Origin of the sequence: Natronosalvus amylolyticus, assembly GCF_024298845.1 — an archaeon.
GTDB classification, from domain to species: domain Archaea; phylum Halobacteriota; class Halobacteria; order Halobacteriales; family Natrialbaceae; genus Natronosalvus; species Natronosalvus amylolyticus.
In genome coordinates, this window is record NZ_CP101156.1 from 3,095,040 (window position 1) to 3,108,689 (window position 13,650).

The window sequence follows — 13,650 nt, forward strand, 5'->3', positions numbered from 1 at the left end:
TTTCAGGGTAACATTATTCATGGGTGGCACCGTATCCCCCGATATGCGGTTTGTCATCATCGGAGCCGGTCGAGTTGGCCTCCGGACCGCTCGCGTCCTGCGCGAGGAAGGTCACGAGGTGACGCTGATCGAACGCGACGAGTCAGCGGTACGACGTGCCCGCAATCAGGAGTTCGAGGTCATCCAGGGCGATGGCGCTCGAGAGCCCTTACTCGAGGAGGCAGGCATCAGCGACGCCGACGCGCTTGGGGCGCTCACCAGCGACCTGAACGTCAACTTCGCGGCGTGTATGATCGGGAAACATCACGGCTGTCGAACGATCATGCGCATCGACGAGGATTATCGCGAGGAGATTTACCGCAAGTACGCCGACGAGGTCGACGAGGTGATCTATCCCGAGCGACTGGGTGCGATGGGCGCGAAAAACGCCTTACTCGGGGGCACCATCCGGGCCATCGCCGATATTGCCCAGCACCTGCAGGTGGTCGAACTGACCATCACCCCCGAGGCACCCGTCCGTGGGTACACCATTAGCGAACTCCAGTTACCCGCGGACGCCACGTTGCTCGCCTTCGGAAAGGAAAACGGCACGCTCGCGATCCCGACGGCCGACGAATCACTCGAGGTTGGCGACCGACTGGTCGTTCTCGCGGATTTCGACGTGTTGAGCGACGTCCGCCAGATTCTGGTCGGCGAGCCGGCGCGAAACATGGCGACGGATGGCGGCCTCGAGGCGGGCACCGGTTCCGATTCCAGTACGCACTCGAGCGAACCACGCGACCCACACAACGGAGGACACTGAGATGGTTACTGCATTCGTGATGATCAAGGCGAATACGGGCGAGGCGGATCGACTGAAAGAAAACATTGCGGAGATCGAGGGCGTCGAATCGGCACACATCGTCGCCGGCGACGTCGACATCATCGCCAAAGCGCGCGTCGAGACGCCGGCAGCGGTCAAAGAGATCGCGGCGACACGTATTCAGGGGATTCAGGGCGTCGAGGATACGCAAACGTACATCGCGATGGACTAGAACCCCCACCTTTTGCCCTGCGCTCGGGCTGTCGACAGCAGCGAGCTGCTGCACGACAGCCCGACGCTCGGCAAAAGCTGGACCAAAAGCACTCCTCACTCCCGACGGTCGTTCGTCGGCCCGCTCGGTCGCGTCGCTCCCTCGCGGTGACTGTGCCGGGGCCCCAACCTTTCCCCGGCTCACCGGGTTCGTCGTGGACGACGAACGCCGGTTCCCGGCCAGACCGTTTGTTTCCTCGAGCGAGCACCTCCCGCCCGATCACTCAGTGCTCGAGTTCCTGCACGTCGTGCGTTTCGAGGAAGCCCTCGAGCCAGTCGCGCTGGTCGGCCAGTCGGGGTGACAGGTCGCTGTAGACCGGGTCGAAGACGTCCGTGGGCTCGGGCGCTGGTGTCGTTTCAGCCACCTCGATAGCGTCCTCGAGTTCGGCTTCGACGTCTTCTCGGATCGTTTCGACGAGGTCGTCGTCGAGTACTCCCTGTGCGCGGAGATAGGTTTCGTAGCGCTCGAGCGGGTCGGCGGTCCGCCACTCGGGGAGGTCATCTCGCTCGTCGCGATAGCGCGTGGGGTCGTCGCTGGTCGTGTGCGCTCCCTGCCGGTAGGTCAGGCTCTCGACGAGCACCGGCTCGCCGTCTCGAGCGCATTCGAGGGCTTCCAGGGTGGTCTCGAGGACCGCCAACGGGTCGTTTCCGTCGACCTGTACCCCATCGAAGCCGTAGGCCTCGGCTTTCTGGGCGATTGTCGCACTGGCGGTCTGGCGCTCGCGCGGGAGCGAAATCGCCCAGTCGTTGTTCTCACAGAAGAAGACGACGGGTGCGTCGAACACGCCCGCGAAGTTGAGACCCTCGTGGAAGTCGCCCTCGCTCGTGGCTCCGTCGCCGAAATAACAGAGCACGGCCTGTTCGTCACCACGGTAGTTCCGGGCCATACCCAGTCCGGCGGCGTGTGGAATCTGCGTCGCAATCGGCACCGCCTGTGGGAACACGTTGTACTCGTGGTCGGAGGTGAATTCGGGGTGGCCGCGTCGAAAGAGGAAGATGTCGCTCATCGGTACCCCGTGGGCGATCTGCAGCGCGTTCGACCGATAGGTCGGCACGAGCCAGTCGTCGTCGGCGAGGGCGTGGGCGGCTCCGACCTGGGACGCTTCCTGGCCCTTATACGGCGGATAGCCACTCATCCAACCCCGTCGTTGCAGCGCGACCGCTCGCTCGTCGAACCGTCGTGTCCGAACGATATCCCGGTAGACGGCCAGCGCGTCCTCCTCGCTGAACGGCGTCTCCTCGAGGTCCCGTTCCCCGATAATTCGCTTCATGGCGGAGGGGTCGACCGCGGCCGTGAAAGTGGTTCTGGTCTCGGTTGCTCGTTCGCGGTCGAACTTCATCACTCGAGGGCTCGACGCCGACCGCCGCTCGAGTGCCGAACACTATCGTAGCCATAGAACCGATTTACACACCTACCACGATGGTGTCTTGCGATAGGATGTGCAGTGACTTTCGATGGCTACTATAGCTTCGGACAGCCCATGCTGTTTGGACTGCCCATACCGTTCGGACAGCCCATCCGGTTCCGACAGCGAAAAGAACGCTCGGTTGCTATCGAAGGTATGGACGCTTTCGTCGACGCGGGAGGACTGCTCCTCATGGTCGGCTTGCACACCTTGTTCGCGGCCGTCGCGACCCGTTTCTTCAGGCTTCGCCTCGAGACGAGTTGGGGCGCGCTCGTTTACATCGCCTTCGCCATCCCGGTCGTTCTCTTTGCCTCGATGTTGTTCCTCTCGGGGGCGCTCGGCCTCGGCCCTGACCTGGGCTCGAGAGAGGCGGTGTTCGTCGTCGTCATCGCCTTGCCGGTCATCCTCGGCTACACCATCGACGTGTTCTGGATGCCCCACCCTGACGACGTGGAGTTGCCGGATACGGTCGAATGACATCCTCTTCGGCGTGAACGCCCGGTTTTCCTCGCGCCTGGAGTCTCGGCTATGCCGAGTTGGTTCAGGAGAGCAAACTCTCTCGTCAACGCCGTGAACGGCGGGGGACTCTCTCACTGTTTCACGTAGAAAGCTCCGACGGTGCCGCCACGTCGAACTTTTTGCCTTTCACCGTCGTTCCGAGCCCGTTGACCGCTCCCATCGTTCTCTCGAGCCAGATTCACTCGCGCTCGAGGCGGTCGGCGAGCACGGTTTCGACGCGCTCGAGGACTTCCTCCGGCGATTGGCTGGCGTCGACGCGGACGAACCGCTCGGGTTCGTTCTCGATGAGTCGCTCGTAGTTCGCTCGAACCTGTGAGAGATAGGCGGCGTGTTCGAACTTGTTGGTCGCTCCGGCGCGTGCGGCGGCCGTCTCGGGATCGAGATCGAGGTAAATCGTCAGATCGGGAACGACGGTGAACGCGCGGTGGATGCCGACGATATACTCCATCGGGCGGGTGACTCGACCCTCCAGGGTCGCTCCCTGATAGGCGTAGCGCGAGTCGGCGAATCGGTCGGAGATCACGAGGTCGCCGGCCTCGAGCGCCGGTTCGACGACCCGCGCGAGGTGGTCGGCGTGGTCGGCCGTGTACAAAAACAGTTCCGCGAGCGAATCGGCGTCGTCATCCTGAATCGAACGGTAGACGGCGTCGCCGTACCAGGAACCGGTCTCGCCGGCGGTAGGTTCCCTGGTGAACGTCGCTTCAGGATACGTATCGTGTAAGGCTTCCCACACCGTCGTCTTGCCGGTGCCGTCCAGTCCCTCGAGCGTGACGAGCATATCACGTTATCACCCGTTCTGGTTTATGTGTCTGTCTGTCGCCGTTTCTCGAGAACCCTAACAGAGTTAGGTCATACGTATATCCGGGTGGCCGTCGTGTATACATCCATGAACGTACTGGTCGCTGGCGGAACTGGCTTCATCGGGCAGAACCTGTGTCGAGAACTCCGAGACCGCGACCACGAGGTAACGGCCCTCTCGAGAAACCCGGACCCGGATTCGGTCCCTGAGGGGGTCGAGACCGCCGTCGGTGACGTCGGTGCCTACGATTCCATCGCCGAGACGGTCGCCGCACACGACGCCGTGGTCAATCTCGTCGCGCTGTCGCCGCTGTTCGACCCCCCGAGTGGTCTCACGCACGAGGGCGTCCACCTCGATGGGACGAAAAACCTCGTCCGGGCCGCCGAAGAAGGCGACACGCCCCGGTTCATCCAGATGAGCGGCCTCGGCGTCGATCCCGACGCACCGACGGAGTACCTTCGAACGAAAGGCCTCGCCGAGGAGGTCGTTCAGGACTCGAGTCTCGAGTGGACGATCTTTTGCCCCTCGGTCGTCTTCGGCGAGGGTGACGAGTTCGTCGGCTTCACGAAACTGCTCACCACGCCGTACATCACCGGCTTGCCGGGCGGCGGGAAAACGCCGTTCCAGCCCATCTGGGTGGGCGATCTGGTCCCCATGATGGCAGACGCCTTCGAGGACGAGCGCCACGCCGGCAAGTCCTACGAAATCGGTGGCCCGGAGGTCCTCACGATGAAGGAGGTGGCGAAGCTGGCGTACAAGGCCGACGGTCGGCCGGTCAAAGTCCTCCCCGTGCCGATGATTCTGGCGAAGTTTGGCCTCACCATGGCGGGCCCGATTCCGTTCATTCCGTTCGGCCCGGATCAGGCGCGGTCACTCAAAGTGAACAACACCGTCGAGGAGAACGATATCGCCGTGTTCGGCAAGAGCGAAGCCGAATTACGAACCCTCGAGGACTACCTCGGCCTGACCGAGTCGGTTTCGACGCAGCCTACGGCGCAGTCCGAAGCCGCCTGAAACCCACGGCGCAGTCCGAAGCCGCCTGAAACCCACGGCGCAGTCCGAAGCCGCCTGAAACCCACGACGCAGTCTGAAGCCGCCTGAAACCCTTTGCTCCTCCATTCCTCGAGAACCCGTCCACAGTAATCGAGTGCGAACAGCGGCGTTGTCGGATGACGGGTCTTTTGAAACGCTACAGCCCGGTAATCGTCCCGTCCGGTTTCACGTCGATCTCCTTTGCTGCCGGCTCCGACGGGAGTCCGGGCATCGTCATCACGTCGCCCGTCAGGGCAACGACGAACCCTGGCCCGGCAGAGGGGTAGAGCCGACGGACGGTGAGCGTCCAGTCGGTGGGGACGCCGAGTGCCGTCGGATCGTCCGACAGCGAGGACGGCACCTTCGAAATGCACACCGGCAGGTCGGCAAAGCCCTGTTCGGCCAGTTCTTCGAGGTCGGACCGCGCTCCCTTCGTGAAGTCGACGCCGTCCGCGCCGTACACCTCGGTGGCGACCGTCTCGAGTTTCGCTTCGAGACTGTCCTCGAGGTCGTACAGCGGCTCGAAGTCGGGCGCGCCACGGTCGGCGGCATCGCGAGCGGCCCGGGCGAGTTCGACGCCACCCTCGCCACCGTTGCGGTAGACGTCGGAGACGGCAGCCGTCACCCCGCGCTCTCGACAGTGGGCACGTACGGCCTCGAGGTCGGCCTCGCTGTCGTCGGGGAAGCGGTTGATCGCCACGACGGGGTCGAAGCCGACGTGCTCGAGGACGTCCAGGTGGTGGTCGAGGTTGGCGAAACCGGCCTCGAGCGCCTCGAGCGAGCGGTCACCGGGAGTCACCGCTTCGTCGAGCGCGTCCTCGCTTTCGAGTACGTGTTCCCCGTGGTGTTTCAGCGCACGGACGGTTACGACGAGGACGACGGCATCCGGCTCGAGGTCGTGTCTCGAGACGATATCGAAGAACTTCTCGGCCCCGAGGTCGGCCCCGAAGCCGGCTTCGGTGACGACGTAATCGGCGAGCGAGAGTCCGATCTGGTCGGCGACGATGGTGTTGGTCCCGTGGGCGATGTTCGCGAAGGGGCCACCGTGGATGAACGCCGGCGTGCCCTCGAGCGTCTGGACGAGGTTCGGTCGGATCGCGTCCCGGAGGACGGCGGCGACGGCACCGGTTGCCCCGAGGTCGTCGACCGTGACGGGTTCGCCGTCGACGTCGTGGGCGACGATCACGCGGCCGACGCGTGTTTTGAGGTCGGGGATATCGGTCGCCATCCCGACGACGGCCATGAGTTCCGAGGCGGCCGTGATGAGAAACTCCGATTCTCGGGGGACGCCGTTGACCGACCCGCCGAGGCCGACGACGACGTTTCGGAGCGCCCGGTCGTTCATGTCCAGGGCTCGAGGCCAGACGACCTCGCCCGGGTCGATACGGGGCTCCTGGTCCTGGTGGAGGTGGTTGTCGACCATCGCGGCGATGAGATTGTGAGCGACGGTAATCGCGTGGATATCGCCCGTGAAGTGGACGTTGATGTCGTCCATCGGGATGACCTGGCTGTAGCCGCCACCCGCTGCGCCGCCTTTGATACCGAATATTGGGCCGAGGGAGGGCTGTCGGACGGCGACGAGTCCGTCCTCGCCCAGTTTGCCGAGCCCCTGTCCAAGCCCGACGGTGGTGACGGTTTTCCCCTCACCGGCGCGAGTCGGCGTCATTGCAGTGACGAGGATGAGTTTGCCGTCCCGTGACTCCGCTGTGTGCCGCTGGATCGCGTCGTGGGTCACCTTGGCTTTCGTCGACCCCAGCCGTTCGATTTCGTCCGTCTCGAGACCCAGATCGCGGGCGATGTCTTCGATGGGACGATAGCTCGCCGCGTTCGAAATTTCGGCGTCGGACGGGATTTCCTCGAGGTGCGTTGTCGTGTCTGTCATACGGGAACCTCGGTCGGCCACCCTGTTAAAACGCGGCAGTAATTGCGAGACAGTGAGAACGACGGTGGACCCGCTTCACTACAGTGAAAGCGATGATGAACGTGCTCACAACAACATCCAGAGAGACAGTTGCCGATGACACGCTCGAGTGAGGTGTATAAAGGTCAACTGAGTAACCTGTGGGCCGATGCCATCTCCCCCGCTCTAGGCTGAAACCGACGTACGCGTGTCTGGTGATTTCGGGGTTATTCTGGGCTGAGTGACATTCACCCCATCACAAAGTTTATATCCCTCATCGGTCTGTTTTCGAGTCAACGGAGCCCCCTATTAACAATGAAGCTGGCGATGATCGGTTTCGGACAGGCCGGTGGGAAGGTCGTCGATCGATTCCTCGATTACGACGACCGAACCAACAGCGGAATCGTCCGTGCGGCGATCGCTGTGAACTCCGCGAAAGCGGATCTCATGGGTCTGACCAATATCCCCCAGGAGAATCGCATCCTCATCGGCCAGGCCCGCGTGAAGGGCCACGGCGTCGGTGCGGACAACGAACTCGGCGCGGAAATCGCCGAGGAGGACATCGACGAGGTGCAAAACGCCGTCGACTCGATTCCGACCCACGAAGTGGACGCGTTCCTCGTCGTGGCTGGGATGGGTGGTGGTACCGGTTCCGGCGGTGCACCCGTCCTCGCTAAACACCTCAAACGAATCTACACGATTCCCGTCTACGGCCTCGGCATCCTGCCGGGCACGGACGAAGGTGGCATCTACACGCTGAACGCCGCCCGCTCGTTCCAGACGTTCGTCCGTGAGGTCGACAACCTGCTCGTCTTCGACAACGACTCCTGGCGACAGACCGGTGAGTCAGTCGAAGGCGGGTACGCTCAGATCAACGAAGAGATCGTCCGCCGGTTCGGCGTGCTGTTCGGCGCAGGCGAGGTCGGCGAAGGCCAGGAAGTCGCCGAAAGCGTGGTCGACTCCTCTGAAATCATCAACACACTCTCGGGCGGTGGCGTCTCGACGGTCGGCTACGCCTCCGAGGAGGTCGAACTCAACACCAGCGGCGGCCTGCTCTCGCGATTCACCGGCGGCGGTGGCGGCGGCGACGACGGCCTGGACGCGGCCAACACGACCAACCGAATCACCAGTCTGGTTCGGAAAGCCGCACTCGGCCGCCTCACACTGCCCTGTGAGATCGATGGCGCAGAGCGCGCGCTGCTCGTCCTCTCCGGTCCCAGCGAGTACCTGAACCGGAAAGGAATCGAGCGCGGACGGAAGTGGCTCGAGGAGGAAACCGGCAGTATGGAAGTGCGCGGCGGTGACTTCCCCCGGCAGGTGCCCGAAGTGTCCGCGGCAATCTTGCTCTCGGGCGTGACGAACGTCCCGCGAATCAAGCGCCTCCAGCAGGTGGCAATCGAAGCCCAGGACAACATGGAAGACATCCAATCGGAGAGCCAACAAAACCTCGAGAGCCTGGTCGAAGACGACGAGGACGAACTCGAGCCGCTGTTCTAACCGTCTCGAGGGGGCGAACACGGGGTCGGGCCCGATCTCTAGCGGATGTGAGCGACGCGATGTCGAGCCCCGCTGACGTGGCTACTTTCTCGGTCGGATTCGCTGTCTCGAGGCTGGTGCGTATACTCGCAAAACAATAGTAAATTAATACGTATATCAAATCATAGTGGTCGCATCGTCTTCGAAACCGAATAAGGGGGCTGCGGCCGCTCGAGAGTCGCCGCTATCAGTAGCCGGCCACTCCGGCCAGCCCATCCAGGGCGCCATCGACTCCGATGTCCTTTTGCCCGTTTACTGGCAATCTCCCTCGAATGCAGGTCGTCGTTCCCTTCGCCGGCCGGACGCCGAAATCACGTCTCGAGCCCGTCCTCTCGCTCGAGGAACGCCGGGCGTTAGCTCGAGCGATGCTCGCGGACGTCTGTGGGGCCGTGGTGGCCACCGGTAACTCGCCGACGATTCTCGCGACGGCACCTCTCTCCGCGGCGACGAGGCGGGAACTCGAGGCGGCGACCGGTGGTGAGTACGCGGTCGAGGTCGACGACCGGCCGCTGTCGCCGGCGGTGAACGCACTCCTCGAGGTGAGTGCGGAATCGGTCGCCATCGTCATGACAGACCTCGCACTCGCGACGCCGGGCGCGCTCGAGGAACTGTTCGACGCCAGCGGCGACGTCGTCATCGCGCCGGGTCGGGGCGGGGGCACGAACGCAATGGTCGTTCGTCACCCCGCGTTTCGGGTGGATTACCACGGGGCGTCGTATCTGGACCATCGCCAGGGCGCTCGGGCGGTCGGTGCGTCCCTCGAGACTGTCGACTCGTTTCGCCTGGCGACGGATATCGACGAACCCGAAGACCTGGTCGAGGTGTGGCTCCACAGCGACTCGCGGTCGAAGGCCACACTCGAGGCACAGGGGTTTCACCTCGAGACGACCGAGGGTCGAGTTCGACTGGCTCGTGACTAACTCGCCACCGGCGGTGAGTGGTTCGAACTGGCGTTCCGTGCCACGACGAACCGAACGGACACGCTGAGAACCGACGACCGCCTGTCCGATGGTATCCGCAGCTTTTTGGCGTGTTACCGGCCACTGTCGAGGCGAAGCGATGTCGAACCACGCGAACACCCTCGACCTCGAGTGGCGACCGTACGACCTGACCGACGGCGAGCAGGTGGTAGGAGACGTTCGCGTCTCGAACGAAGTGAACTCGCCGCTGCTCGAGTCCTCGAGACGGGTGGTTGCGTATCTGCCGCCGTCGTACGAAACGGGCGAGCGCCAGTATCCGGTCGTCTACATGCACGACGGGCAAAACCTGTTCGACGAGGCCATGAGCTATAGCGGGGAGTGTCGCGTCGACGAGACGATGGAGCGCCTCGCTGCGGACGGGTACGAAGCAATCGTTATCGGCGTCCCGAACGCCGGCGACGACCGCCGCCTGGAGTACACGCCGTGGCCACACTCCGAGTACGGTGGCGGCGGGGCAGACGACTATCTCGAGTGGCTGCTCGCCTCTCTGAAACCGGCGGTCGACGCCACCCTGCGGACGAAACCCGAACGCGAGACGACCGGGCTGGCGGGTTCCTCCCTCGGCGGTCTCGTCAGTCTCTACGGCTACTTCGAGTACCCAGAACGCGTCGGTTGTGTAGGCGCCTTGAGTCCGGCGTTCTGGTGGAACGATGAGGCGTGGTTCGACTATCTGGAGGCCCAGCCATCACGGTCGGGTCGGATCTACATGGACGTTGGCGACAGCGAGAGTCTCGAGGACGACGACCTGAACGCGGCCTACCTCGAGGACGCAAAAGCGACGGCAGCGCTACTCGAGTCCAACCGGCACGAGCCCTCGTTGCGATTCCGCGTCGACGAAGGTGGTCGACACCGCGAGACGGCCTGGGCACGGCGGTTCCCTGCTGCCGTACAGTTTTTGCTCCCCTGATAGGAATCAGTGTCACTGAGTAGTGGTCAGTGACGGACCGGGTCGGCCCTGACCGCGATAACGAACCGTATACGCCGTTCGTAGGGACCGTCCGACAGGCTATTGACGCTGCGGACAACTCTCTCGAGATAATGATACCCGGCGCCGAGACCTACGACGTCGATATCGCAATCGACGACGAGACCATCGACAAACTGCTCGAGGTGACGCCCGCGGACGTCGACCCGGCTCCGGCACTCACGTACTGCAAGAACGTCTTTATCCCGCTAACGACCGCCTGCCGGTACACCTGCACCTACTGCACCTACTTCGACCCGCCGGGAGACGCCTCCTTGCTCTCGCTCGAGGAGGTTCGCGATATCTGCCGGACTGGGGCTGACGCCGGCTGTACGGAGGCACTGTTCACGTTCGGAGACGACCCGGACGAGCGCTACACCGAGCTGTACGACCAGCTCGAGGCCTGGGGCCACGACTCGATTCACACCTATCTGCGCGACGCCTGCGCGGTCGCGCTCGAGGAGGGGTTGCTCCCGCACGCCAATCCGGGCGATCAGACGCACGAGCAGATGGCGACTGTCGCCGACGTCAACGCCAGCATGGGGGTGATGCTCGAGACGACGGCCGACGTGGCGGCACACGCGGGCCCTCGGCAGAAGGTCCCCGGTCAGCGCCTGCGGACTATCCAGAACGCGGGTGAACTGGACGTCGCCTTCACCACCGGCATCCTCGTCGGCATCGGCGAATCCTGGCGCGACCGAGCCGAGAGCCTGCTCGCCATCCGTGAGATGCACGAGCGCTACGATCACATTCAGGAGGTTATCGTCCAGCCGGTCGCGAACAACGAGCGCTGGACGGCAGGAGGCCCGGACCTCGAGACGCTGCGGCGGGTGACGGCCATGGCTCGCGTCGCGCTTCCCGACTCCATTTCGGTGCAGGTCCCGCCGAATCTCGCGCCCGCGGGCGAGTTGGTCGACTGCGGCATCGACGACCTCGGCGGCGTGTCGCCGATCACCGACGACCACATCAACCCGGATTACGCCTGGCCCGGACTGCGCGAACTCGAGTCAATCGCCGAGGCGGCGGGCGTCCCGCTTCGCGAGCGACTGCCGGTCTACGACCGATACCTCCCCGAATCGTTGCGATCACCGGCGTTCGACGGCGTGCCTGCTGCTGGCGTCGAGTCGGACGACGACCGCGAGTGGCTCTCGCCGCGGATGCGACGCGCGCTCACAGACGTGGTACCAACAGAGCAGTGACCACTCGACGACGGAGCGGTGACCACTCGAGGCTGTGTAGTGCTAGCTCGGCGACTCCTCGAGATACATTTTCGTCTCGGTTCGCTGATTACCCACTCGACCACCCCCCGGAGTGACGACCCATTGTCAGACCGACAGTTTAAGTAAATCTTCACCCAACTGCAGCCAATGATGGTGACGCCGACACAGGCCGTCTTGTTCGTGACGCTCGTCGCCGCGCTCGCCTTCGGCTGGTTTTTCGCCAGCGAAACGCGCGACCGGTGTCGAGCGCACCTCGAGCGTCGCTTTCTGTATGGCGTTCCGTGGGGAACCCTGGTGACCGTCGCGGTCGTCGTCGCGTTCTATCTGTTCGCACAGGGGGGTCTTCGAAACTGGAACGACCCGCTCATCTATCCGTACGTCACCTGGTCGTACTTCTACCCGACGGGCGTCCTCACGGCGGGTATCGCTCACGGCTCGGTCGCACACATCCTCTCGAACATGTCGGCGACGCTCGTGTTGGCTCCCATCGCCGAGTACGCCTGGGGGCACTTTTCGCCTCGAGACGACGCTGACGGTGAGAACGACGAAGAGACCGGTCGCTCGAGCGACGAGGGGGTAGGTACCGGAACGATTGACGACTCGATGGCCGGTTCCGAAACCGGTCGACCGCCGCTTCGGACGGATGGGGCAGGGGATGAAGCTGAGGCGGACAGAGGGGGAGCCAACGAAGGTGTAACAGGCGTTGATGGGGGTACGGGCGCTCGAGCCGCGGGCATCTTGCAACGACCGTGGATCCGCGCCCTCGTCGTCTTCCCCGGCGCACTGCTGGGGATGGCTCTCCTGACCTCGACGTTCTCGATGGGGCCGGGGCTCGGCTTTTCCGGTGCCGTATTCGCTATCGCTGGCTTTGCACTCGTCACCTACCCCCTCGCGACGGTAGTTGGTGTCGCCGCGAGCGCGGCACTGAGTACGGTGTTGACCGCGCTCAACACACCTATCGTCCGCGCAGGTATCGAGACTGGACCACCGTCGCCCCCAGGCTGGGCGGGAATCGGGTTTCAGGCCCACATGCTCGGCTTTCTGCTAGGCGTGCTCCTGGCAATCGGATTGCTCGCCGTCCGAACCGACCGGCAACAACCGAGACCGTCCGCCGGGCGACTCTTCGGGGCGACGGTCCTCTTTGGCCTGGCGCAGTCGCTCTGGTTGCTCGCGTTTCCGGGTGGAGAGGACACGTTCGTCCTCTATCGTGGCGCTGGCGTCGTCCTCGTGTTTCTGTTGGCTATTGGGATTACGCTCGCCGTCACGGGAAGTACTCGGCCCCTGCCGCGAATCTTCTCGAGTGCGTCCCGGGTTCCCTCGAGGCGACAGGTGGGCGCGTTCTGGCTGGTCTTCCTGGGACTCGTATTTGCCGGGACGGTCGTCGGGGCCTTCGCGTCGGAGACGCCCGTCGTCCCCGTCGCTGGCGTCGCCGCCTTTTTCGTGTTTCTGTTCGGGGTCCCGGCGGTAGTGGCTGTGTTCCCCGACCGACTCCGGCCAGGTTCGGGGCCGGTCACGCGACGACAGACGGTCACTGTCTGCCTGCTGGTGTTTACGGTGCTGGTCGCCGCACCCAGTCTCCCGCTGAGTCTGGGCGTCGTCGATGACGGAACGGTGCCCGCCGGCGAGGTCAGGGCTGGCGATTACGCGGTGAGTTACGCCGAGAACGCGACCAGCGGCCAGACGCCCGCCGTCGACTTCGGGGACGACGAACTCTTTTCGAGTCAACAGAGTGGCGTCATCGTCGTTAGCGAGGACAGACAGCTCTGGACGGTCGCCGTCCGCGAGGAGGTGCTCGCCCACGAGGGCAACGATACCGTCCACGTCGGCGGCTTCGGTTGGCGGGAAACGATTGCGGTCGACCGGCACGGCTGGAACGTCGTCGGCAACGACACCGCCTACGTCGTCGACCTCGAACTGGACGGCGAGACCACCCGGTCGTTCGCCTCCGAGCCGTCGACCGCGAACGTCCGTCTCGACGGCCACGAGCTAACGGTGGTTCCGGGCGAGGAGGTCTCGATGCAAGTCACTCGAGACGGTGAGACGGTGGGCGAGGCCGCGATTCCGTCGGTCGGTGACCGTGTCTCGGTCGGCCCGCTCGAGATCCGAACCGAAACCGTCGATGGCGACGTTCGCGTGGTCGTCGACGACGGCGAGACGCAGGTACAGGTCGCCGAACGCGAGGAGTTTTCGAGCTAACTTCTTGGGTCCCGACCCGCCTCTGT

Annotated in this window: 12 protein-coding genes; 9 read left to right on the forward strand and 3 right to left on the reverse strand. The window is 64.0% G+C overall.

The features are described 5' to 3' along the window. Positions 1-43: 43 nt before the first annotated feature. Positions 44-802: a potassium channel family protein gene (locus NLK60_RS14465; RefSeq protein WP_254808482.1), complete on the forward strand. Its 759-nt coding sequence runs from the start codon at positions 44-46 to the stop codon at positions 800-802. A 1-nt stretch (position 803) separates the two neighbouring features. Beyond that, entirely contained in the window at positions 804-1,034 is a 231-nt protein-coding gene (locus NLK60_RS14470; RefSeq protein WP_254808483.1) for an Lrp/AsnC family transcriptional regulator, read from the forward strand. 262 nt (positions 1,035-1,296) lie between these two features. Here the strand turns inward: NLK60_RS14470 and pdhA are convergent, their stop codons facing one another. Next, positions 1,297-2,343, reverse strand: coding sequence for a pyruvate dehydrogenase (acetyl-transferring) E1 component subunit alpha (gene pdhA / locus NLK60_RS14475; RefSeq protein ID WP_254808484.1), 1,047 nt, complete (start codon positions 2,341-2,343; stop codon positions 1,297-1,299). Between the two features lie 291 nt (positions 2,344-2,634). Here pdhA and NLK60_RS14480 point away from each other — a divergent pair, with 291 nt between their 5' ends. Beyond that, entirely contained in the window at positions 2,635-2,955 is a 321-nt protein-coding gene (locus NLK60_RS14480) for a DUF7991 family protein (RefSeq protein WP_254808485.1), read from the forward strand. A 220-nt stretch (positions 2,956-3,175) separates the two neighbouring features. On the opposite strand, the gene tmk is transcribed toward NLK60_RS14480, so the two are convergent. Continuing rightward, on the reverse strand, positions 3,176-3,775 hold the full coding sequence (tmk, locus tag NLK60_RS14485) for a dTMP kinase (protein WP_254808486.1): 600 nt from the start codon (positions 3,773-3,775) through the stop codon (positions 3,176-3,178). A 108-nt stretch (positions 3,776-3,883) separates the two neighbouring features. Here tmk and NLK60_RS14490 point away from each other — a divergent pair, with 108 nt between their 5' ends. Further along, the gene (locus tag NLK60_RS14490) at positions 3,884-4,810 is read left to right on the forward strand and encodes a complex I NDUFA9 subunit family protein (RefSeq protein ID WP_254808487.1); all 927 of its coding nucleotides are present in this window, start codon (positions 3,884-3,886) and stop codon (positions 4,808-4,810) included. Positions 4,811-4,985: 175 nt separating this feature from the next. Here NLK60_RS14490 and NLK60_RS14495 read toward each other — a convergent pair whose 3' ends face one another. Continuing rightward, on the reverse strand, positions 4,986-6,710 hold the full coding sequence (locus NLK60_RS14495; protein WP_254808488.1) for a formate--tetrahydrofolate ligase: 1,725 nt from the start codon (positions 6,708-6,710) through the stop codon (positions 4,986-4,988). Between the two features lie 333 nt (positions 6,711-7,043). On the opposite strand from NLK60_RS14495, the gene NLK60_RS14500 reads away from it, so the two are divergent. From NLK60_RS14500 to NLK60_RS14520, 5 genes are all read left to right on the forward strand, one after another. After that, a complete protein-coding gene (locus tag NLK60_RS14500) occupies positions 7,044-8,225 on the forward strand; it encodes a tubulin/FtsZ family protein (RefSeq protein WP_254808489.1) in 1,182 nt (393 codons plus the stop codon). 311 nt (positions 8,226-8,536) lie between these two features. After that, positions 8,537-9,184 carry a 2-phospho-L-lactate guanylyltransferase gene (gene cofC / locus NLK60_RS14505; RefSeq protein WP_254808490.1) on the forward strand — a complete coding sequence of 216 codons (648 nt, stop codon included), beginning with the start codon at positions 8,537-8,539 and terminating at the stop codon, positions 9,182-9,184. A 139-nt stretch (positions 9,185-9,323) separates the two neighbouring features. Then, on the forward strand, positions 9,324-10,151 hold the full coding sequence (locus NLK60_RS14510) for an alpha/beta hydrolase (protein ID WP_254808491.1): 828 nt from the start codon (positions 9,324-9,326) through the stop codon (positions 10,149-10,151). A 131-nt stretch (positions 10,152-10,282) separates the two neighbouring features. Beyond that, complete coding sequence (gene cofG / locus NLK60_RS14515; protein ID WP_254810494.1) at positions 10,283-11,407, forward strand: 7,8-didemethyl-8-hydroxy-5-deazariboflavin synthase subunit CofG; 1,125 nt, start codon at positions 10,283-10,285, stop codon at positions 11,405-11,407. A 168-nt stretch (positions 11,408-11,575) separates the two neighbouring features. After that, positions 11,576-13,624, forward strand: a complete 2,049-nt coding sequence (locus NLK60_RS14520; protein ID WP_254808492.1) for a rhomboid family intramembrane serine protease — start codon at positions 11,576-11,578, stop codon at positions 13,622-13,624. The last annotated feature ends 26 nt before the right edge of the window (positions 13,625-13,650 follow it).